This window comes from Actinomycetota bacterium (assembly GCA_018333515.1).
Classification (GTDB): Bacteria; Actinomycetota; Aquicultoria; order Aquicultorales; family Aquicultoraceae; genus Aquicultor.
This window is the reverse complement of sequence record JAGXSZ010000022.1, coordinates 32364-54183: the sequence shown is the minus strand read 5'-3', so window position 1 is coordinate 54183 and position 21820 is coordinate 32364. Positions and strand designations below refer to the sequence as shown.

At 56.3% G+C, this 21820-nt stretch carries 20 protein-coding genes; all 20 read left to right on the top strand.

Annotated elements, in window-relative coordinates:
* Positions 1-2: 2 nt before the first annotated feature.
* Positions 3-5039, top strand: a complete 5037-nt coding sequence (locus tag KGZ93_04920; GenBank protein MBS3908952.1) for a hypothetical protein — start codon at positions 3-5, stop codon at positions 5037-5039.
* Positions 5040-5201: 162 nt separating this feature from the next.
* On the top strand, positions 5202-5639 hold the full coding sequence (locus KGZ93_04915; GenBank protein MBS3908951.1) for a heavy-metal-associated domain-containing protein: 438 nt from the start codon (positions 5202-5204) through the stop codon (positions 5637-5639).
* 218 nt (positions 5640-5857) lie between these two features.
* Positions 5858-6610, top strand: a complete 753-nt coding sequence (gene trmD / locus KGZ93_04910) for a tRNA (guanosine(37)-N1)-methyltransferase TrmD (GenBank protein MBS3908950.1) — start codon at positions 5858-5860, stop codon at positions 6608-6610.
* Positions 6611-6679: 69 nt separating this feature from the next.
* Positions 6680-7024, top strand: a complete 345-nt coding sequence (gene rplS, locus KGZ93_04905; protein ID MBS3908949.1) for a 50S ribosomal protein L19 — start codon at positions 6680-6682, stop codon at positions 7022-7024.
* Between the two features lie 29 nt (positions 7025-7053).
* Positions 7054-7704: a signal peptidase I gene (lepB, locus tag KGZ93_04900; protein ID MBS3908948.1), complete on the top strand. Its 651-nt coding sequence runs from the start codon at positions 7054-7056 to the stop codon at positions 7702-7704.
* Positions 7705-7740: 36 nt separating this feature from the next.
* On the top strand, positions 7741-8517 hold the full coding sequence (locus tag KGZ93_04895) for a ribonuclease HII (protein ID MBS3908947.1): 777 nt from the start codon (positions 7741-7743) through the stop codon (positions 8515-8517).
* A gap of 73 nt (positions 8518-8590) precedes the next feature.
* Positions 8591-9004, top strand: a complete 414-nt coding sequence (locus KGZ93_04890; GenBank protein ID MBS3908946.1) for a hypothetical protein — start codon at positions 8591-8593, stop codon at positions 9002-9004.
* Between the two features lie 67 nt (positions 9005-9071).
* Positions 9072-9650, top strand: a complete 579-nt coding sequence (gene hpt, locus KGZ93_04885) for a hypoxanthine phosphoribosyltransferase (GenBank protein MBS3908945.1) — start codon at positions 9072-9074, stop codon at positions 9648-9650.
* Positions 9651-9831: 181 nt separating this feature from the next.
* The gene (locus KGZ93_04880; GenBank protein MBS3908944.1) at positions 9832-10302 is read left to right on the top strand and encodes a ribosome maturation factor RimP; all 471 of its coding nucleotides are present in this window, start codon (positions 9832-9834) and stop codon (positions 10300-10302) included.
* A 23-nt stretch (positions 10303-10325) separates the two neighbouring features.
* Complete coding sequence (gene nusA, locus KGZ93_04875) at positions 10326-11501, top strand: transcription termination/antitermination protein NusA (protein MBS3908943.1); 1176 nt, start codon at positions 10326-10328, stop codon at positions 11499-11501.
* Positions 11502-11534: 33 nt separating this feature from the next.
* A complete protein-coding gene (locus KGZ93_04870) occupies positions 11535-11795 on the top strand; it encodes a YlxR family protein (protein ID MBS3908942.1) in 261 nt (86 codons plus the stop codon).
* 16 nt (positions 11796-11811) lie between these two features.
* The gene (infB, locus tag KGZ93_04865; GenBank protein ID MBS3908941.1) at positions 11812-14115 is read left to right on the top strand and encodes a translation initiation factor IF-2; all 2304 of its coding nucleotides are present in this window, start codon (positions 11812-11814) and stop codon (positions 14113-14115) included.
* A gap of 2 nt (positions 14116-14117) precedes the next feature.
* Complete coding sequence (locus KGZ93_04860) at positions 14118-14411, top strand: DUF503 domain-containing protein (protein MBS3908940.1); 294 nt, start codon at positions 14118-14120, stop codon at positions 14409-14411.
* A 110-nt stretch (positions 14412-14521) separates the two neighbouring features.
* Positions 14522-14881 (top strand): 30S ribosome-binding factor RbfA, encoded by a 360-nt coding sequence (gene rbfA / locus KGZ93_04855; GenBank protein ID MBS3908939.1) that lies wholly within the window; start codon positions 14522-14524, stop codon positions 14879-14881.
* Positions 14874-15848, top strand: coding sequence for a bifunctional oligoribonuclease/PAP phosphatase NrnA (locus tag KGZ93_04850; protein ID MBS3908938.1), 975 nt, complete (start codon positions 14874-14876; stop codon positions 15846-15848). The genes rbfA and KGZ93_04850 overlap by 8 nt, the downstream gene beginning before the upstream one ends.
* Before the next feature lie 5 nt (positions 15849-15853).
* Entirely contained in the window at positions 15854-16762 is a 909-nt protein-coding gene (gene truB, locus KGZ93_04845; GenBank protein ID MBS3908937.1) for a tRNA pseudouridine(55) synthase TruB, read from the top strand.
* 136 nt (positions 16763-16898) lie between these two features.
* A complete protein-coding gene (locus KGZ93_04840) occupies positions 16899-17837 on the top strand; it encodes a bifunctional riboflavin kinase/FAD synthetase (GenBank protein ID MBS3908936.1) in 939 nt (312 codons plus the stop codon).
* A gap of 190 nt (positions 17838-18027) precedes the next feature.
* Entirely contained in the window at positions 18028-18297 is a 270-nt protein-coding gene (rpsO, locus tag KGZ93_04835) for a 30S ribosomal protein S15 (protein MBS3908935.1), read from the top strand.
* 75 nt (positions 18298-18372) lie between these two features.
* Complete coding sequence (locus tag KGZ93_04830) at positions 18373-20535, top strand: polyribonucleotide nucleotidyltransferase (protein ID MBS3908934.1); 2163 nt, start codon at positions 18373-18375, stop codon at positions 20533-20535.
* A 1-nt stretch (position 20536) separates the two neighbouring features.
* A complete protein-coding gene (locus KGZ93_04825; GenBank protein MBS3908933.1) occupies positions 20537-21799 on the top strand; it encodes an insulinase family protein in 1263 nt (420 codons plus the stop codon).
* Positions 21800-21820: the final 21 nt, after the last annotated feature.

The window sequence follows — 21820 nt, the reverse complement described above, 5'->3', positions numbered from 1 at the left end:
CGATGTTGGGCAAGCGCAAGCCTAAACCCAAGCCCAGCTTGTCGCCGCGGCGGTATTCTCGCGCCAAGTACATCGCCGCCGCTGCGATCGCGCTTGTGATAACCGCGTTTTTCATAGGCTACGCAAAAGATTCTTACGCCTATAAGACCGACGGGCTTCTCGTCTATGGAGCGGGCGCTGACAGTGCCCCCAAACATCGCCTATGGGACCATGGTTTGTCTTCTTGGGGCAACCAAACGGACTCCGCTGTCGCCGGCGCCACCATAAACTGGGTTATCAACCAGACCGCCAAAAACCGGAAGGAAAATATCTCCGGTATCTTGACGACCAACGGCGGGAGCGGGAGCGACCTGCGCATACGGAGATGGAACGGCTCAAGCTGGGCAACCGGGTGGAATATCGCAAGCGCGAACGGAAACTTTGCCGCCAGGCGAAGTTTCGATATAGCCTACGAAGAGTCTTCGGGAAACGCGCTGGTCGTCTACTCTACCGGAACGAATCCGCAATTTCGCGCATGGAACGGCTCGACGTGGACGAACGCCGCGAACGTCTTGGGGGCAGCCGAAGCCGGCAATATCGAATGGATAGAGCTGACGGCTAGGCCGAACAGCAACGAAATCGCGCTCCTTTACGCGATAAACGACGGTGTGGGCGGCCACACATTAAAGGGGATTATCTGGAACGGTGCTTCCTGGGGCACGCAATCGGCGGCGCTCGAGACGAACCTTGCCTTTGCCGTCACGGGAGGCGATACTAAGTCGTTCGATGCCGCTTACGAAAACTCGGGCGAGCTTATCGTAGTTTTTGGCTGGAACAATCTTACCAATAACGCCCTTGCGGCAAGATTTGTGAGAAAAGCGCCGGGCGGCGCATGGGGTGCCGCCGCCAACTTTAGGACCTGGGCCGATGAAGCGACGGTAGTCAACCTTGCGGCCGAGCCCGGAGGCGACCGTATCGTCGCGGTCACGGCGGACAGCAAAGTGCAAGATATGCAATACGCCGTCTGGGACGGGGGAGCTTGGGTCAACCGGGTAGCAAACGCCGATACGACTATGTACGCCTTGCCAAACTGGGCCGGAACGATGCCGGTAGCCGCCGGGTGGGCTGTTGCGGGCGCTTCCGCGGTCGCCATTGTCGTTTACGCGGATAATGCGACCAGTGCTATTCACTGGCGGCGCTGGACGAGCGCGGGCTGGACGTCGCCGGCCGACTGGAACCCGGGCCACTTACTCGGGTACCTCCGCTCTATCGATATCGATAGGCAGCCCGGCGAGAACAAGCTAATGGTGACCGTCGGGGATACCAACAACGACCTATGGGCTAAGACTTACGATGGCGCGAACTGGGCCAACACCAGCGGAACTACGGCCCTGGAACTCAACCTAAGCAGCGCTTTCACGCCGTTCGATTTCGTTTACGATAGATACGCGTTGACGATGGTGGGCGATGGCGCCAACCCGTCGAACAAAACGGTCACGGCGAGCGCGACAAACATCGGCATCGACGCTTTCACGCTGGCCGCGAATACCGGTATCGATACCGTAACGAATATCACCTTCACCGGTAATAGCGCCTTCGATTCGAGTAAAGTGAGCAACGTTCGCATATACAGAGATAACGGTGGGACGGCGAACGAGTGGGACGCCGGGGACAGCTTGGTCTCCACCGGGGCGCTCTCCGGCAACCAAGTACATTTCACAGGCCTGAATATCGCGGTCGACAAGACCGCTCGGCAGTACCTAATCGTCTTCGACCTCGCCCCGACCGCGACCGACTCGGTGTTGACGGGGACCGTGACGGCGGCCGTCGCTACCAACACGTTGCGGCTGAGCGACGCGGGCAGCGCCGGCGTCGCTATCGATGTCTCGCCTCCCGGTTCGGTCAGCGGTTTTGTCGCGGCCGACGGAGGAGACCGGCAGTCCACCCTTAGTTGGGTCAACCCCATAGACGCCGATTTTGCCGGCTTAAGAATCCTGCGCCGCGGCGACGGCCTGTATCCGACCGGGCCGACCGACCCCCTAGCGACCGTCGTCTGGGAAGACCTCGCGCCGCCTATCGCGACGACCTACACCGACCTGGGGCCGCTGACAAACGGAACCACCTACCATTACGCGTGCTTCACCCGTGACACGGCGGGAAATTGGAATACAACCGTGACCCCGGGCATTAACGCCGATACCGCGATACCCGGCGCGTCGGTTACCGTCACAAACACCGCTGTGGCGACCGGTGACATATACCAGGGGCAAACAAATATCGTTACTCAAAGGCTCGGCTTGAGCACCACCTTTTCGGAGGTCGCCCTGGATTCGATTGAGGTTGACAGAACCGGTACCGGGGCCGATTCCGACATCGCAAGCGTGGGCATATACACCGATTTGAATCACAATGGGGTAATAGACGCGGAGGATACACAAATAGGGAGCAATACTTTTTCAAGTGGGTCCGCCGTCATAACTTTCGCGCCGCGGGCCATCGGAACCACGGCGTCGAGCTTTTTGGTGGTCTACAATATTTCGGGTACATCTAACACCTCGGTTACCTTGGGGGCTAATATCGCCGACAAGAATTCCCTGGGGATAACCGGCGCGAGTCAAGTCTATAACTTTTCTAATTACAGCTCTAACACCTTAACGCTCACCTCCTTGCCGGATGTACTCTACGTTTCGCATGAAGCCCCGCGCAACTTCAGCGCCGAACAGGGCACCCAAAATAACGTGGTAGACCTGCTTAGGTTCGCGGCGAGGTCCGGCGATGGCGGCCGTATTACCGGCCTTCGCCTCGACCAAGTCGGCTCCGCGACGGCCTCCGACATAACATCGATAAGCCTCTTTAGGGATACGAATGGAAACTCGAGCTTCGATCCCGTCGGCGACCAAGAGCTTTCGTCGGCAACGCTTGCTAACGGCGGCGTGAATTTCGCCTTCTCGCTGGATGTTGCGGAAAATACCACGGAAACGGTATTTGTTGTGGCGCGGGTAGCGGACTCGGCGACTGTCGGTTCGACAATAAAACTTAATTTAGCAAACCAGAGCAGCGTGACCGTTAGCGCGCCCGATACCCTCGAACCCTTCACGGCATTGAGCGGCGCGACGCTGACCGTCCTCGACAAGCCGGATACCTTAAGCATCGTTCAAATCGAGGTCGGCGGCGGCAATATCACCCTCGGGACTACGGATAATGTCATACAAATACTCGACCTGTCGGTAAACGAAGACTACGTCGACATCACCCGCCTCGATATAAAAAGAATCGGCACGGCCCTCGACAGCGATACGCAACCCGGCGGGATTAAGCTTTGGCACGACGCGGACAAGAACGGGATTAAATCGCTAGCCGATGTGCGGCTTTCCGCCAACGCCACATTTACGGGCGGGGGCGTCCGGTTCGATAATATTGCGGGAATGAAGGTGACGAGCGCCGGACCTAAGCGATTTTTGGTAACGGCGTCGGTAGCGCTCGACGCCGTCATCGGCCGCACCATAGGCGCCTCGATAGAGAATACCGGCAGCGTCGCGGTGGCCGACCCCGACATCGTTACATTGTCGTCGACACCGCTCTCCGGCTTGCTGAGTACGCTGACACCGCTTTCGCCCTCGGCCCCGACCGGCCTGAAAGTTTCAGCCGTGAACAACCTCCAATTCCGTCTCGATTGGAACGTCAACAACGCCTCCGAGCATATAGCCAAGTACAGGGTTTTTCGAGCGGCGAGCGGAGGGGATTACGCATACATCGGTGATACCTCCACCAGCTCTTTTATCGATACCGTTCCGGCGAAAGGGACCTATTCCTATAAAGTCGGCGCCGTCAACACAACCGGCGAAAGTGTGAAAAGCGCGCCCGCGCAGGCCGAGAGCGTCGACATTCAGCTGACGCTGCCGACAACCGGCGATACCACGACAATCGAGAGCGCGGACGGGTCTATCGAAATCGACATCCCGGCCGAATACGCCGGCAAGCAGTTTTCGGTAAAAACAGAGGCCAAACCGGCGGGCCTAAGTATCGTGAGCGCTTATTACTATACCTTTACGCTCGACGCGACGCCGCCTTTCAATCCGCCACTAACCATAGCTTTACGCTGCGCCGATAAAGCAACTGAGGGCACAAGGATTTATCATTACACCAGCGCCGGCACGTGGGTCGAGGTAGCGGGCGGCAATTACACCCGCACCGGCAACGTAATAAGCTATGATGGTATCATCGAATTTTCGGGGTATGTCGCCACCGACATGACCCCTATCGGCGGATATAACTACCCCCTCGTCAACACCGAAACGCCGGCCGGCCCCCATGGACGATATACCAGCGCGTCCAATCGATGCAAGGACTGCCATGCCGGGCATAGAGCGCTTGGCATGTATCGACTCACCAGGGCCGATATCAGGGGAGACTCGTGCAATTTTTGCCACGGTGTCAGCGGGGCCGCGACTAAAACGGTTATCTTGGACGCCAACGGTCATGGTATAAGCGCCGATAAAATCGGCAAACCGGTCATCGCGCCCGGCGATACCGACCCGGCATACACGGTTCCATCGACCATGTGGGGCTGTCTCGAATGCCACTCGGTCCACGACAACCAAAGCATCAAGCCGGCCGGATATAGCTCTAACAAGCTCCTTAAGTCGAATCCGAATCCGGGCAAGAGCTATCTATACTACACGCCGGTCGTTGGAGAGAGCACCCAGACGCTCAGCCAGTGGTGCTCGACATGCCACAACGCGAATTTCGGCGCAAGCGGCGATATCGAACACAAAATCGTCCCGCTGGGCGCGCTTACCGGCCGCGCGGCCAGCCACGCGTCATCGGGCGCCGGTATCGCGACCGATACTTCCGGCAAGGTGATTGTGAACTCATATGACCAAATCAACAACGGCCCTACCTGCAAGCAATGCCACCCTTCCGACGGCGGGAACCCGGCGGTAGCGGCTAAATTTCCGCACACTTCGGGTTCGGCGCCCGCCATGCTAAAGGCCGGAAGCAGCCCGATACAAGTCGACAATATCTGCGTCGGTTGCCACCAGACCGCCTCGCTCAATTAACGACGAACCGCGGGATAAACAGATGTCTATATCGAAAGCCCGCCCACTCCCACTAGGAAGGACGAGTGTTTTATAGTAGAATTACAGGTAAGCATGGGGTGGCTAAGTCGGTATTGACCGCCGGATGCGACAAATCCAGGTCCGCCGATTTAGGAGTTTTTTATGGACAAGAACAAGAAAACCGCTTTTTTTCTAATTCTTTTCGTAGCCGTTGTCGGCCTCGTGGCGTATTCGTATTCGGCTGAGCCCGTCAAGAAGCAGGCGAGCGGGGAGGTCTGCCCAGACTGTGGGAAAGTCCATGGGGACGAGGGAGCCGAAGAGGCCGGTGGGTCCGAAACGGTATTAGAGGGCCAGATCTCGCAGATCAATCCAACGACCGCGAAGTCGCTCAAGGTGCAGCTCCAGGAACTCGATAGCGAGAACTGCGCGAATGATGTCGCTAACGCCTTAGCGGCCTTGGGGAGCATCGGCAAGATACGTTGCGACCTGACGACAAAACAATTCGAGGTAGAATACGACTCCGCGGTCTTGAACGAGGAGAAGATCCTCGGGGTGTTCAATAAAGTCGGACATCCCGGAAAGCCCATAACCGGCTCGTAAAGGACTCCTCGCGGGCGCCCGACTGTGCCCGCCTTCCAAAGAATCCCGGTGTTTGGCGTCTACCAATACTTCATTGCCCACGGCGATATGTCCGTCATCGACCCCCGGAAAGGGTTCATGCCGGGCGGGGCGGCGACGCATCCGGACGAATCCATATAGGCATGCATCACGTTACGCCCGTGTGTCTGAACGCATACCAACAACGAAGGCGATATTATATGAGAATCGATATTGTATCTATCTTTCCGGCCATGCTCGAGGCAGTGCTAAGCGAGAGCATAGTTCGTATAGCGCGGGAAAAGGGTTACGCCGAGGTGGCCGTGTATGATTTGCGCAATTGGACCGAGAACAAGCATCGCCAGGTCGATGATGTGCCGTACGGGGGCGGCTCCGGTATGGTCATGAAGCCCGAGCCGTTCTATAAGGCGTTGCTGGAGATAACGGCGAGCGAGAGTTTAGAAGAGGCTCGCGATAGGGCCCGCATCGTCCTATTTACCCCTCGGGGCAAAGTATTAGATCAGCGGCTCATCGAGGAGCTGGCTCAGACGGAACGGCTGGTGATGCTTTGCGGCCGCTACGAGGGAATCGACGAGCGGGTTCATGAACATATCGCCACCGATGAGATATCGCTCGGAGATTTCGTGCTATCGGGCGGCGAGATACCGGCGATGGCTCTGACCGAAGCGGTCGTGCGCCTCTTGCCGGGTGTCCTCGGGGGCGAAGAATCGCTGACCGAAGAGAGTTTCACCGGGGGGCTTCTCGAATATCCGCACTATACGCGCCCGGCAGAGTTTATGGGCTGGCGGGTTCCCGAGGTCTTGCTCTCGGGACATCACGGGGAAATCGCGAAGTGGCGACGGCAAAAACGGTTGAGCGCCACGCTGTCTAAGCGATCGGACTTGTTGGCGCACGCCGATTTGAGCGATGCCGACAAGAAGCTGCTCGCGGCCATGGAAGACGCGGGCGATTAAGCATAAGTCTATTGATATATCTATATTCTTTAGCTATAATTTGAATGTTGTGCCGAAAAGGAGGGTAATATGGATATTATTGAAAGCATTGAAAGGGCGCAGCTTCGAGACGACATCCCCAGCTTTAGAGCCGGTGACACGGTCAAAGTTCACTATAAGGTTGTTGAAGCGGGCCGCGAGAGAATCCAGGTCTTTCAGGGAGCGGTGATCAAGAAGCAAAATGGCGGCATCCGCGAGACCTTTACGGTCCGCAAGATCTCTTTCGGGGTCGGGGTCGAGCGCACGTTTCCCATACACTCGCCGAAAGTCGCTAAGATAGAGGTTCTATCGAGAGGAAAAGTAAGGCGCGCGAAACTCTACTACATTAGAGAGAAGATCGGCAAGAAGGCCCGCATAAAAGAAAAGAGATTTTAGAGAAGAATCTGATACGGATGTCTGATCATATGCCGGACGAGAGCGAAAACACAGCGAATAACGGAGAAGAACGCTCGGATAATACTGTTGGTGACCGAAAAAATACCGGCGATACGATTTCTGTCGCTCGTAAAAGCGAGTCACCGGCGCGCAATAACGAGGTTGAATCTTTCATTTCTTTCCTCAAAGAATTGCCGGTTCTTATAATCACGGCTGTAGTAATAGCCTATGTCGTTAAATGGCTTATATTGCAGCCTTTTTATATTCCGTCGCCATCCATGGAGCCGACGCTAATACCGAACGACCGGGTTCTGGTCGCCAAATTCATTTACCGGTTTGTCGACCCTAAAGCGGATGACATAATCGTCTTCGTGGCCCCAGCGGGAGATAAGCGCGATTACATCAAGCGAATTGTCGCGGTCGAGGGTGACAAGGTCGAGGTGCGGGAAGGCGAGTTGCTTGTCAACGATAAACCCGTCGCCCAAGATTACGAGACGATGCCGGGCGACTATAGTAACTGGGGCCCGGAAGTAATCAGAACAGACCATGTCATGGTGATGGGCGACAACAGGCCCAACTCCGCGGACGGGCGCGTATTCGGCCAGTTGCGCGAAGACGCCATACTAGGCAAAGCGTTCATGATATATTGGCCGTTAGGCCGGATAAGCCTTTTCGAATAAGTCGACCAAGCCCAAAAATTTATGAGTCTTTCGAAGATGACTATCGCGGAGATCAAGGCGCGGCTCGCATCGGTCGACGACCGCCAAGCCGATATGCTTTTGGAGCTTATCGAGCGCGACGGCAGGGCCGGTCTTCGGTCGCTTGCCTCATTATGGAGGCGCAAGAAAGAGCGCTTGGCCCGAGAAAACACTAGGTTGCGCGAGCTGACCAGGTACGAGCGAATGCTCGGGGCGCAAGGCTTCGGGTTTGTCGCCGGTGTCGATGAAGCCGGGCGCGGGGCCCTGGCCGGCCCACTCGTTGCGGCCGCCGTCATCCTCCCCATAAACTCCCGACTCCATGGCTTGCGCGACAGCAAGCGTCTAACACCCGACCAGCGCGATAAACTATTCGAGCCGATAAAGGAGACCGCCCGCGCATGGCATATCGTAGAAGTCGACGCCGGTCTCATCGATGCAAACGGAATTCAATGGGCGAACCTGCACGCGCTCGAACAAGCGGTTCGCGGGTTGGTTCCGCGGGCGGACTACGTTCTTTCAGACGCCTTCGCCCTCCCGTCGCTTAAGGCTCCGCATCTCGCTATAACCGGGGGCGACAACTTATCGCTGACCATAGCGGCGGCGTCGGTGCTGGCCAAGGTGGCGCGAGACCGGATAATGGTCGAGCAACACCGTCTATATCCCCGGTACGGTTTTGACAGACATAAAGGATATGGTACCGACGATCATTGCGGAGCGCTCGAAGAGCATGGGCCGTCGCCTATTCACAGGCTATGCTTCGAGCCGGTCGCAAAGGCAAGACAGTTGAATTTTTGATATAATCAATCGATTGGCGCATTCCGCGGATGCGCCGCCGGCATAATGAAAAAGCTATTGGTGTGCGAACCGCATGAGCGACGATATCAAAGAAGAAGTAGAAAACAACGAGGCCGGGGATGATCTAGCCGCCCCTCCCGAGAAAATCGTATACAACGGAATCGAATTCGCTCACCCCAGCGAGGAGCACTGCGCGAGGATCCTCGATTTCTACGGGGTCAAGTGGGAATACGAGCCGCGTACCTTTCCAATCGAATGGGATAAGGACGGAAATGTGACGCAAAGCTTTTCCCCCGACTTCTACCTATCCGACCTCGACCTCTACATAGAGCTTACGACAATGAGCCAGAAGCTCGTTACTAAGAAAAACCGCAAGGTCAGACGATTGCGCGAGCTGCACCCCGAAATCAACATCAAGATCTTCTACCAGAAGGACTTCAAAAACCTTCTTCTAAAATACGGAATGCCCCGCGAAGAGACGCCGTAAGGTCTTTATTGCGCGCCGAAGTTTCCGATATAATACCGAATAAACGATATCCGACGCGGGAGGCGAAATGCTCGACGACCACATAGAAAAGGTCCTCATAAGCGAAGATGAGATCGCGGCTAAGGTTATCGCGCTCGGCGAAGAGATCTCGGGCGACTACGCCGACAAAGACCTCGTCATCGTCAACGTGCTTCGAGGCGGCGTAATTTTCGTCTCCGACCTCATCAGAAAGATGTCGATACCGGTCACCGTCGACTTCATGGCTATCTCGAGCTACGGTCCGTCGACCGAATCTTCCGGCGTGGTCCGGGTCGTCAAGGACCTTGAGGAGAATATTCATGACCGGCACGTCCTGGTCGTCGAGGATATCATCGACACCGGGCTGACCCTCGGCTACCTTTTGAAGAACCTTTCGTCCCGCGAGCCCGCGAGCCTTAGCGTATGCGTTCTGCTCGACAAATCGGCGCGCCGCATACTCGACAACCTGCCCATCAAGTATAAAGGTTTCGATGTCCCGGACGCATTCGTAGTCGGCTATGGCCTGGATTACCGGCAGAAATACCGCAATCTGCCATACATCGGCATTCTCAAGAAAGCTATCTACGATTTCGACCTCAAAGAGCGGCTCCCGCAAGCCGGACTTTAATAATTTCGACCCGTTTTGGGGTATAAAACAGGTGTGTTTAGCCTCTTAATGAATATATTAAGAGGCTGGTTTGTGCGAATTGCGCAATATATTACCTTATGATATGATATGGCAGAACTGAGTGTGGGTAATTTTGCGAGTGGGTAAATACCCACTCTTTTAATTATGAGGGTGGCCGCTAATGAGGCGAGACGCGAAAATCGACCAGGTCGAAGAGTTGATTATGCCCGTTTTGCGCGGCGGCGACCTAGAGCTGGTCGATATCGAGTTAAGGCGCGAAGCCGTCGGCATGGTACTTAGAATCTTACTCGACGGCACAGCGGGCGCGGTAGGTATCGACGACCTCGCGACGGCGAGCAAGGATATCGGCAGGCTACTCGACGAGACGGGTTTGATAGAGCGGAAATTTACGCTGGAAGTCTCTTCTCCCGGTATCGAGCGGCCGCTTACCAAGCCCGAGCACTTTATACGGTTTGTAGGATCGAAGGTGTCGGTCAAGACTGAACAGGCGATAGATAAGAGGAAAAACTTTACGGGTCGCCTCATCGAAGCCGGTGATTCGGATTTTGTAGTCGAGACAGACGGGGCGAAATTCGAGATCGCCTATGACAACGTGGCCACAGCGCGCCTCCGGGTAGATATAGAGTTTTAAGCTTGTGAAAGGAGCCATATAACGTGAACGGTGAGTTGATTGAAGCCCTCAAACAACTTGAACGCGAAAAACAGATAGCTCCGGATACGGTTCTGGAAGCGCTTAAGACGTCTCTTGCGTCCGCATACAATCGCAACTTCGGCGCGGAACAAGAGATAAGGGTCGACATCCACCCCGAAACCGGGCGGATTAGCGTTTTTTCGCAGGAGTGGGTCGAGAAGGAGGGCGCCGAGCCCGAGCTTATCGAAGAGGAGATAACGCCGGATAATTTTGGCAGAATCGCCGCGCAAACCGCTAAGCAGGTTATTCTGCAAAGAATTCGCGAGGCGGAACGTGAAAACATGTACCGGGAGTACATCGACCGCGAAGGCGACATCGTTACCGGTATCGTCGAGCAGAGCGACCAGCGCTATACCTTGGTCAACCTGGGAAGAGTCGAAGCGTTATTGCCTCCGACAGAACAGGTTCCGACCGAGCGCTATGACCACGGCACGCGCATAAAGACCTATATCGTCGAAGTAAGGCGGACGACAAAAGAGCCGCAGATAATAGTATCGCGCACCCATCCGAGCCTCTTGAGACGTCTTTTCGAACTCGAGGTACCGGAGATTTACGAGGGCTATGTCGACATAAAGTCGGTCGCTCGCGAGCCCGGCTATCGTTCTAAGATTGCCGTCGCGTCGAGGGACGCGAGCATCGACCCGGTGGGGGCGTGCGTCGGGCCTAAGGGCTCGCGAGTTCGCATGGTCGTAAGCGAGCTGCGCGGTGAGAAAATAGATGTCGTAGAGTGGAACGAAGACCCCGCGCAATTTGTGGCGAACGCACTCAGCCCGGCGAGGGTAAAGACCGTCAAGGTAAATGAAGCGGACCATACCGCCGAGGTCATAGTCCCGGACAACCAGTTGTCGCTGGCTATCGGTAAAGAAGGTCAAAACGCGCGTCTTGCCGCGAAATTGACGGGATGGCGCATCGATATTAAGAGCGAATCTCAAGCAAAGGACTCTGGCGAGGCTGAAGGGATACTGGCGTACGGTGCCGGTGAAGAGGTTGCGGAGTCACCGTCCGGAGCCGAAACGGCGGCGGATGCGGATGCGCTCTGCCGGGCCATAAAGTCCTCTGGTGAGGGCTGTACAAACAAGGCACGCCCAGGCAGCGCCTATTGCGGTGTCCATAAAAAGCTCGAGGAAGCCGAGGGGTAATCGTTGGCGAAAACGAAGGTTCCCGCCCGGAGAATGTGTATCGGATGTCGACAGGTTAAACCTAAAAAAGATTTGATACGCATAGTGAGAACACCCGAGCGCGATATAATAGTCGACCCGTCGGGAAAAGCTAACGGGCGGGGCGCATATCTTTGCCCGAGCCGGGAATGCCTTACGGCGGCGACAAAGAGCGGCAGGCTTGCCAAGGCGCTCGATACGGATATCGCGAAAGAGACGTTGGAGCGCATAATTAATGATGTTCAAGCCCTTCTAGGGGACAAGGGCACGAAATAGATTAGGTGGTGATCGGATGAGAGTTTATGAGCTGGCTAAACAAATGGGCGTATCGAGCACTGAACTCATGAACAGACTTCAAAAACTAGGTGTCGAGGTAAAGAATCACTTTGCCGCCATCGAACCCTCGGTGGTAAAGGAGCTTCAGGCTGCCCGGAGTGCCGGTTCGTCACCACAAATTGAAGTCAAGAAAAATAAACCGGCGGGAGACAAAAAGCCCGCTGCGACTAAGCAGGCGGCCGCGGCTAAACCCGCCAAAGCACAACCGGCGTCGAAGCCGGTAGCGGCGAGCGATAAGGCGGTCAAACCCGCCGGCGGCGCCGCCAAGGCTCCGGCAAAACCCGCGCCAGGGCCCGCTGAGAGAACACCCGCGAAACCGGCTCCTAAGGCCGGCCCGAAAACGGGTCCTAAGCCGGTATCGCGTCCGCAGGCGCGGCAGCCGGAAGCAAAACCCGCTCCGGTGGTCGCGAAGCCCGCGCCAACGCAAAAGCCGCAGCCGCGGGCTGAAGTAAAAGTCGAGGCTCCCGCAAAAGAGGCGCAGGCAGCGGCTCCTCAGGCCGAAAAAGCTAAAATTTTGGAGATACCGCAAGCCGCGACCGTCAAGGAATTCGCGGCGCTCGTCGGCAAAGAGCCGACCGCTATTATAAAGACCTTACTGAAGCTGGGAGAGCTGGTCACGATAAACCAGTCTCTAAGCGCTGACGTTATCGAAATACTCGCGGACGACCTCGGCTACGAACCCAAAATAATCAGCCCCGAAGAGCTGGAAGAAGAGGAAGAATTCGAAGAGGATTTGGAGAATCTCGTTCCAAGGCCGCCGGTCGTGACGGTTATGGGCCATGTCGACCACGGGAAGACGTCGCTGCTGGACGCAATCCGCAAAACCGATGTCATGTCGGGCGAAGCGGGGGGCATCACGCAGCATATAGGAGCGTACCAGGTAGTCCTGGACGGGAGAAAGATCACCTTCATAGACACGCCCGGCCATGAGGCGTTTACGGCTATGCGCGCGCGCGGCGCGCAGGTAACCGATATCGCCGTGCTCGTGGTCGCAGCCGACGACGGCGTTATGCCTCAGACCGTCGAGGCTATCAACCACGCGAAAGCGGCGAATGTTCCCATAGTCGTCGCGGTCAATAAAATCGACAAGGAGAACGCGGACCCCACACGAGTACGCCAAGAGCTTACCGAATATGCCCTCATCCCCGAAGAGTGGGGCGGGGACACTATATTCGTCGACGTATCGGCAAAACAAAAACTCAACATCCAGGACCTGCTGGAGATGGTTCTGCTCGTCGCTGATATAAAAGAACTAAAAGCCAACCCGAACACCAGGGCGCGGGGGACGTGTATCGAGGCGAAACTCGAGCGCGGCCGCGGCCCGGTAGCGACGGTCTTGATTTACCGGGGCACGCTCCGGGTGGGAGATGCGGTGGTCGCCGGCGCCGTTTACGGTAAAGTGCGCGCGATGAGCGACGATAAAGGCAAAACGGTTTTGAAGGCTACGCCCGCGCAACCGGTGGAGGTAGTCGGGTTATCGGCGTTGCCCCAAGCCGGCGAGGAACTTAAAGTAGTCGGCGACGAGAAAGAAGCGCGCCATATAGCGGAAGAGCGGGCCCTTAAACGCCGCTTGATCGCGCAGGAAGAACGGAGCAGGGTGACGCTCGAAGACCTCTTCGCGAGAATCCAAGAGGGCGAGATAAAAGACCTGAACCTGGTTATCAAAGCGGACACGCAAGGCTCGGTCGAGGCCATAAAAGACGCGCTCTACAAGCTCAATACCGAAGAGGTTCAGATAAAAATCATCCATACCGGCGTCGGCGGAATCTCCGAGACCGATATCATGCTCGCGGCCGCGTCGAATGCGATAGTCATCGGCTTCAATGTTCGACCCGACGTAAACGCGCAGGCCATGGCGGCGAAAGAGACTGTGGATATCCGCGTATACCGGATTATCTACAAGGTCGTCGAAGATATTACGCAAGCGCTCAGCGGCCTTCTGGCGCCCGAGATAAAAGAGGTGGATACCGGCCGCGTCGAAGTCCGAGCCACCTTTAAGGTACCAAAACTAGGCGTTATCGCGGGCTGCTACGTCCAACAGGGCGAAGTCGATAGAAACCAACGGATTCGCCTGGTCCGCGAGGGTCAAATAATATATGACGGAAGCATCGTCTCGCTCCGTCGCTTTAAAGACGATGTCAAAGTCGTTAAGGAGGGTTTCGAGTGCGGTATCGGGCTCGCAAACTTCCAGGACATCAAAGAAGGCGACATCTTGGAGAGCTATAAGCTTGTTGAAAGGCAACGCCGGTTGGGTGAATAGCAATGGTCGTCGGTCTGCTCAGATTAGAGCTTTATCTGCCCGGGACGAACTCGCTTAAGGAAAAGCGCCAAATCGTCAAGAGCGTCATCGGCAAAGTCGAGAGCCGGTACAACGTGTCGATCTCCGAGGTCGACCATCACGAACTATGGCAAAGGGTCACCATCGCCGTAGCGCACGTAGCCCGGAAAGGCGAACAGACAAAGAAGGTTCTGGACAGCGTCGACCGCTACGTCGAAGGCCTGGATAAAGCAGTCATTACCGAGCGGGAGATTCTGCTGTTCTCTCCCGAGACATGAGACATAGAGGATACGATTTCACGGCAAGTCCGGGGCCGGGATATAAAGTCGCCGCCCTGGATTTTGTGATTGACAACGCAACATCGCATAAGAGAGAACGGGAGTCCGTCATGGCATCAGGCCGCATTCGTCGCGTGGGCGAGCTGATAAAGGAAGAAATAAGCGACATCATTCAGAAAGAGATGAAAGACCCGCGAATCGGGTTCGTAACGATTACCGGTGTCGATGTCACGGGCGACCTCAAACATGCCGACGTCTACATCACGGTTCTTGGGAGCGAGAAAGAACAGCGGAGCACCCTGCAGGGTCTGACCAGCTCAAGCGGGTTCTTGCGAACGCTCCTCGCTAAGCGCATCAAGATTAAGTATCTGCCGGAACTCGAGTTTCACTTCGACCCGTCGATTGAAAAGGGTTTAAGGATAGAGAAGCTGATAAGAAATCTCCATAAAGACGAGGATACTAATGGATAAAAAAGTATTGGCGGACGCCGCCGAAGCGCTCGAAAACGCTTCCTCGATTATAATCACAACGCATATTCAGCCCGACGGCGATGCTCTTGGAAGCATCTTGGCGATCGGCCGCCACCTGCGGCAAGCCGGTAAGAGGGTCTGTGTAACGTGGGGCGAGGAGATACGCATACCCGCGCACTACCGGTGGATGCCGGGTGTCGAGGAGATAGTCGAGTACGGCGCGTGCATCGAAGCCGACCTGCTTCTCACGCTCGACTGCGCAAACGAACAACGGCTCGGTTTTATTGCGGAGAAACTGCCGCTCTTCAAAACCGTGGTCAACATCGACCACCACATCGATAATTCGGCGTTCGGAACACTCAATGTCCTAGATTTCGAGGCGTCCGCGAGTTGTGAGATAGTCTACGACCTCCTCATGGCGAAGGGAGCCGCTATCGACGAGGTAGTCGCGACACTCCTATATACCGGCATAGTCACCGACACCGGCCGCTTTCAGTACTCCAACACGACCGCAAAAACCCACGACACCGTTTCGGAACTCATCCGCTTGGGGGTCAGACCTAATGAGATATTCCAATACATCTATGAGAATATGCCGTTCGCTTCACTCAAATGGCTCGGGGCTATTCTCGAGCGCGCCGTATTTATCGACGACTCCGGCCTAGTCTTTTCATATGTTTGCGATGAAGACCTGAAGGCGACCGGAGCCTCCCTCGGCGACACCGAGAGCTTTATCGATTACCTGAGGACGGCAAGAGAGGCGGAGGTCGCGGCCATTCTGAAAGAGGTTCCCGAGGGCAAGCTCAAGGTTAGCCTGCGCTCAAAGGGCGTGGTGGATGTAGGCTCGATCGCGAGAGAAGGAGGCGGTGGCGGCCACCGCAACGCCGCGGGTCTGACCACGGACAAGCCTCTCGACGAGGCCGTCGCCTGGATATCCGCGCGCATTTCGGCACAGGCCCGGTCGTAGAAGGGATGGAAGGCGTTGTAGTAATCGACAAACCATCCGGCCCGACCTCCCACGATATAATCGACATCCTGCGGCGCAAGTCCGGCATAAAAAGGATTGGACACACCGGCACGCTCGACCCAATGGCGACCGGAGTCATGGTCGTCCTCATCGGCAGGGCCACCCGGGTCAGCCGTTTCCTGGAGCTGGAGCCGAAGACGTATATCGCGGAGGCCGCGTTTGGAATCACCACCGATACGCAGGACATCACCGGAGAAACTTTAAGCGAATCCGCCGGGATGCCGGACGGAGCGACTATAAAACGGCTGTTGCCGGAGTTTACCGGTGACATACTTCAGGTTCCCCCCATGGTCTCGGCGGTAAAAATCGGGGGGAAGAAGCTGTATAAATTGGCCCGGGCGGGTCGCGAAGTCGAGCGTCCCGCGAGAAACGTTCACATCTTCCGCTTCGAGCTTCTCGAGTCATTAGAAGCGGAAGGACGTCTCAAGGCCGTCTTCGAGGTGGAGTGCTCGGGGGGTACGTATGTGCGAACGCTCATCCACGACCTGGGCGAGCGGGCGGGAGGCGGGGCCGCGTTAAGCGCTCTAAGGAGAACACGGGTCGGCCGGTTCGGTCTTGAGCATGCCCTGACGGTAGACGCTTTGCACGACGACTCGAACGCTATCTCGGAGCACCTGCTAAGCATCGACGACGCGCTAAATCACCTGGCAGAGGCGACAATCAAGGCGGATGCCGTCTCCTTCGTCAAGAACGGCCGCCTGCTCGATAAAGACGTCCTGATAGCGTATCCCGAAGACGCCGCCCCGCAATCGTACCTTCGGATAAAGACGACCGATGGGGAGTTTTTGGGGCTTGGCCGAGTGCGCGTGGGTGAAGGCTTCTCAGTCGCCCCCGAGGTGGTCTTGGCCCAATAAGCGCCCACCGCCGGCAAGAAGCCGCGGTTTTTATAAATATCGGTTATTCTGTCGCGGGGTACAATAACTCTTATGTATCGGCTCCGCAATATTGCGGTGTTATATCATGTAACGATTTAGTCCGGGAGCAAGAACGATGGAAATAATAAAAGGAATCGACGGCATCGAACATATCGGCGGCCCGACCGTCGTCACCATCGGCGTCTTCGACGGCGTCCACCTAGGACACCAGACGATTATTCGAAAAGCCGTCGAACTCGCCGCCTCGATAGGCGGAAAGAGCGTCGTCGTCACCTTCGACCCGCATCCGCTCGCCATCGTCAAGCCGGGAAGCGAGCCGGCCCTGTTGACCTCTACCGAGCTTAAGGCGGAGTATATCTCGGAACTCGGCGCCGACTTTCTTCTGGTAATACCTTTCTCAGGCGAAATCGCCGACATGGAAGCCAAGGATTTTGTCGATGACGTCCTTCTCGGTAAGCTGCACGCGCTATATGTGGTAATAGGGGAGGATTTCTCGTTCGGCAGGCACCGTCAAGGCACCGTCGATTTTCTGCGTTCCTACGGTGCTCCGAAGGGGCTCGACATAATCGCTGTCGAGCATGTGCGAGAGAGCGATACTATCATCAGCAGCACCGAGGTGAGAAAACGCCTTAAAGAAGGCGACATCGAGGGCGTGCGAGCGCTTACGGGGCGATACCCCAAATTCCGGGGCCGGGTTGCCCGAGGCTTCGGGCGCGGCGGCTCGATAATCGGATTCCCCACCGCCAACATCGAGACCTTCCATAACGAGTTGACCCCAAGACCGGGGGTATATGCGGGATATGCGCTCACCGACGGCGAGCGCTACCCCTGTGTCATAGATATCGGGTCGTCGCCGACCTTTGGAGACCTGCGCAAAGCGGAGATGCATGTCCATATTTTAGGTTTCAATAAAGACATTTACGGTAATACTCTAGAGGTCGAGATAGAAGCCCGCCTCCGCGACGAGATGACCTTCTCCGGCGTTGAAGAATTGAAGGCCAACATCCGCAAGGATATCGAGCGAGCGAAAGGCCTGCTCGCAAATCGACCTTAATTGCGTTTACGCAGGTTCGACTTTATGTTAATATTTGATAGGTAAAGAATGAGGAATTACCGCTCACTAGGTTACCGATTCACCTACGGTTACTTGGTTTGCGGTGAATCAAACCCGATATCGGGGCGCGCCGGGCAAAAGCATCGGCGTCGAGCGTCGATTTGTTCGGGCAAAACAAGGAGGTGACACCATGGCACTCGGTAAAGAACTCAAAACCAGCATCATCGACGAGCACAAAGTCCACGACGGAGACACCGGCTCACCGGAGGTGCAGGTAGCGATGCTCACCAGGCGAATCAATGACCTTACGCAACACCTGAAAGAACACAAGAAGGATCATCACTCGCGCCGTGGTCTTCTGAAGATGGTCGGCCATCGCAGAAGACTGCTCAACTATCTCAAGAACAAGAATATCGAGAGATACAGGGAACTCATAGTCAAGCTGGGGCTAAGAGCTTAAGAGTCCTCGAAGGGCAACCTCCATAGGTTGCCCTAAATCTATATTGAAGAATATTTTAGGAGGTTCTCAAAATTTATGGAGCCTAATCAACAAAACGGTACGCAAGTAAGAGAAGTCTTAAGGCAAGAGTTCGACCTCGATGGAAAGACAATCGCCTTCGAGACCGGCCTCTTGGCCCAACAGGCCGACGGCGCGCTAACGGTTCAAATGGGTGAGACGATAACGCTGGTGACAGCCGTTGTCGCAAGCAAGGCGACCGAGGGCAAAGACTTTCTGCCCTTGACCGTAGACGTAGAAGAGAAGATGTACGCCGCCGGCAAGATTCCGGGCGGTTTTATCAAGCGGGAGACCAGGCCGAGCGAGAAAGCGACGCTCACCGCGCGCCTTATCGACAGGCCGCTTCGGCCGTCGTTCCCCAAAGGTTTCTATAACGAGATTCAGGTGCTGGCGACCATACTCTCGGTCGACTTCGCCAACCAGCCGGATATCCTGGCCCTCAACGGCGCCTCGATGGCGCTGCTTCTGGCGGACGCCCCTTTTAGCGGCCCGGTCGCCGGTGTAAGAATCGGCAGGGTGGACGGTAAGTTTATCATCAATCCTACCTTTGACGACCTCGACGCGAGCGACCTCGAGATGATAGTCGCGGGCAACCGCGACGCTATTCTCATGGTCGAAGCAGGCGCCGGCGAGGTCATCGAAGCCGACGTGGTTAAGGCGCTGGACTTGGCGCACGACGCCATCGTCGCACTCTGTGATTTTCAAGAGCGCTTCAAAGCCGCATACGCCGACATCAAGCCGCCTTCAAGCAAAGTAATCGAGGTGGCACAACCCGATCCCGCGTACGCACAGATAGAGGAGCGCGTCCGCGCGTTCGCTACCGGCAAAATAAAGGAATCCCTGAGAAACCCCGACAAGCTAGAGCGCGACCGCGAACAAGACGCTATCGCCGAAGAAGTCCTCGCTGAGCTTGCGGAATTGGTCGAAGACAAGGAATCCTATGTCTCAAAAGCGCTCAAGCAAATCAAAAAAGAAGAGATGCGCCGCATGATTCTCGATGAGGGAGTGCGCGCGGACGGCCGCGGGACGACCGATATCCGCCCGATTCTGATTCGGGCCGGCGCGCTTCCGCGCCCGCACGGCTCCGGTCTTTTTACACGCGGCCAAACGCAGGTACTCTCCATCGTGACCCTCGGAACCGTCCGTGAAGAGCAGATGATAGACGGGCTCGGCGTCGAAGACTCCAAGCGCTTTATGCACCACTATAACTTCCCGCCGTTTTGCACCGGCGAAATCGGCTTCATGCGCGGCCCCAAAAGGCGCGACATAGGCCACGGCGCGCTTGCGGAACGCTCGATATTCCCGGTAATCCCGAAAGAGGACGAGTTTCCCTATACGATTCGTATCGTATCCGAGGTATTGGAATCGAACGGCTCTTCGTCGATGGCGAGCGTCTGCGGGAGCACCATCGCTTTAATGGACGCCGGAGTCAAGATAAAGGCCCCGGTCGCCGGTATCGCGATGGGTCTTATTAAAGAGGGCGATGAAGTCGCGGTAATAACCGATATTCTCGGCCTCGAAGACGCTCTCGGCGACATGGATTTCAAAGTAGCCGGCACGGCCGCGGGCATCACCGCGCTGCAGATGGATATGAAGGTCACGGGTGTCGGTGGAGCGATCTTGGCTAAAGCGCTCGAACAGGCCCGCCAGGCCCGCCTCTATATCATCGACCGCATCTTGGAGGTCATCCCCGAGCCGCGCGCCGACCTATCGAAGTACGCGCCGCGCATCATGACCGTTAAAATACCGCAGGATAAAATCGGCGACCTCATCGGACCGAAGGGCAAGAATATCCGGGCTATCATCGAGGAGGTCGGCTCGAACCTCGTCACCATCGACATCGAAGAGGACGGCACGGTCTTCATTGCGGCGACCGACGGCGCGGCCGGCGACCGTGCGCGCGAACTGGTCGAGCTTATCACGCGAGAGGCTAAAATCGGCGAGCAATTTATGGGAACGGTCACCAAAACGACCGGCTTTGGAGCCTTCGTCGAGATTCTCCCCGGCAAAGAGGGGCTTGTGCATATCTCGCGATTGACAAAACAGCGCGTTCCAACGGTCGAGTCGGTTGTCAATGTCGGCGACAAGGTCCTTGTGGAAGTCGTCGAAATAACCGACCAGGGAAAGATCGGTTTGCGGGCGTTAAATCTCGAATATAAAGAGCCGAAAGCGGGCCAATAGAGTGCCGGGCGAGAGGTTCTTCAAAAAAACTACGTTGCCGTCGGGCCTGCGGGTGATGACCGAGTATATGCCTCAGGTGCGCTCGGCGGCGCTCGGCTACTGGCTCGGCGTCGGCTCTCGTGACGAGGTCGACGAGGTAGGCGGAATGTCGCACTTTATCGAGCACTTGCTCTTCAAGGGTACGAAGAATCGCTCGTCTCGCGAAATTTCGGAAGCATTCGATACTTTAGGAGCCGAATTCAACGCGTTTACGGCCAAAGAGTATACCTGCTACTATACGCGCTTAATCGACGAGCATGTCGAGACGGGCATAGAGATATTGTCGGATATGATACAAAACCCGCTCTTTGCTGTGGACGACATACACTCCGAGCGTAAGGTTGTCCTCGAGGAGATAAATCTCCACGAGGATAGCCCCGACGAGCGAATTCACGACCTCTTTATGGAAGCGCTCTGGCCGACGCACGCGCTGGGCAAGCCGATACTCGGCCACGCCGAGACCGTCGGCAATTTCACCGCCGAGGACGTCCTCGGCTATTACCGGGAGAAATACATCCCGAAAAACATGATTCTAGCGGTTGCCGGAAACGTCGACCACGATATGATAGTCGAATTCGCGCAAAAGCATTTTACGAGTTCGGGCGGGGACAGGGCCGGGCGCAAGCATATAGCGCCGCATGTCGATAAGAAGCTCGAGGTTTACACCAAGAAGACCGAACAGGCGCACATATGCCTCGGCACCGAGGCAATCCCGGCGAACGACGACCGTCGCTATACCCTGTCGATTCTCGATAACATCCTGGGGGGCGGGATGAGTTCGCGCCTCTTCCAAGAGGTGAGGGAGAAGCGAGGGCTTGCTTACAGTACCTACTCTTATCATTCGCTCTACGCCGAAACCGGGATGGTTGCGGCGTACGCGGGCACCGCTCCGGACAATACGGAACAGGTTATTGAACTCGTTCAGGAGCAAATCGAAGGCCTCGCAAGCGGAAGCGCGACCGACGAGGAGATATATCGAGCCAAGGAGAGCATCAAGGGTCATCTCGTCCTCGGGCTAGAGAGTACCGGAAGGCGCATGACCAGGCTCGGTAAGCTCGAGATAACCGATAACGATATCCTCTCGCTCGACGAACTGGTCGAAAAAATCGACGCGGTAACGCGAGCCGGGGTAACCGAGTTGGCGCGGGAACTCTTCAAACCGGAGAAGATGGTTCTCACCGTCATCGGCCCGTTCGAGCTTGAGAAGCTGGCGCATCTGGGCTAGGCCTATATCATCAGCGAATAT

Bases quoted from the DNA above. Each gene is read 5' to 3' on its own strand.
- KGZ93_04920 (MBS3908952.1), top strand. From the start codon at position 3: ATGTTGGGCAAGCGCAAGCCTAAACCCAAGCCCAGCTTGTCGCCGCGG.
- KGZ93_04915 (MBS3908951.1), top strand. From the start codon at position 5,202: ATGGACAAGAACAAGAAAACCGCTTTTTTTCTAATTCTTTTCGTAGCC.
- trmD (MBS3908950.1), top strand. From the start codon at position 5,858: ATGAGAATCGATATTGTATCTATCTTTCCGGCCATGCTCGAGGCAGTG.
- rplS (MBS3908949.1), top strand. From the start codon at position 6,680: ATGGATATTATTGAAAGCATTGAAAGGGCGCAGCTTCGAGACGACATC.
- lepB (MBS3908948.1), top strand. From the start codon at position 7,054: ATGCCGGACGAGAGCGAAAACACAGCGAATAACGGAGAAGAACGCTCG.
- KGZ93_04895 (MBS3908947.1), top strand. From the start codon at position 7,741: ATGACTATCGCGGAGATCAAGGCGCGGCTCGCATCGGTCGACGACCGC.
- KGZ93_04890 (MBS3908946.1), top strand. From the start codon at position 8,591: ATGAGCGACGATATCAAAGAAGAAGTAGAAAACAACGAGGCCGGGGAT.
- hpt (MBS3908945.1), top strand. From the start codon at position 9,072: ATGCTCGACGACCACATAGAAAAGGTCCTCATAAGCGAAGATGAGATC.
- KGZ93_04880 (MBS3908944.1), top strand. From the start codon at position 9,832: ATGAGGCGAGACGCGAAAATCGACCAGGTCGAAGAGTTGATTATGCCC.
- KGZ93_04870 (MBS3908942.1), top strand. From the start codon at position 11,535: ATGTGTATCGGATGTCGACAGGTTAAACCTAAAAAAGATTTGATACGC.
- infB (MBS3908941.1), top strand. From the start codon at position 11,812: ATGAGAGTTTATGAGCTGGCTAAACAAATGGGCGTATCGAGCACTGAA.
- KGZ93_04860 (MBS3908940.1), top strand. From the start codon at position 14,118: ATGGTCGTCGGTCTGCTCAGATTAGAGCTTTATCTGCCCGGGACGAAC.
- rbfA (MBS3908939.1), top strand. From the start codon at position 14,522: ATGGCATCAGGCCGCATTCGTCGCGTGGGCGAGCTGATAAAGGAAGAA.
- KGZ93_04850 (MBS3908938.1), top strand. From the start codon at position 14,874: ATGGATAAAAAAGTATTGGCGGACGCCGCCGAAGCGCTCGAAAACGCT.
- truB (MBS3908937.1), top strand. From the start codon at position 15,854: ATGGAAGGCGTTGTAGTAATCGACAAACCATCCGGCCCGACCTCCCAC.
- KGZ93_04840 (MBS3908936.1), top strand. From the start codon at position 16,899: ATGGAAATAATAAAAGGAATCGACGGCATCGAACATATCGGCGGCCCG.
- rpsO (MBS3908935.1), top strand. From the start codon at position 18,028: ATGGCACTCGGTAAAGAACTCAAAACCAGCATCATCGACGAGCACAAA.
- KGZ93_04830 (MBS3908934.1), top strand. From the start codon at position 18,373: ATGGAGCCTAATCAACAAAACGGTACGCAAGTAAGAGAAGTCTTAAGG.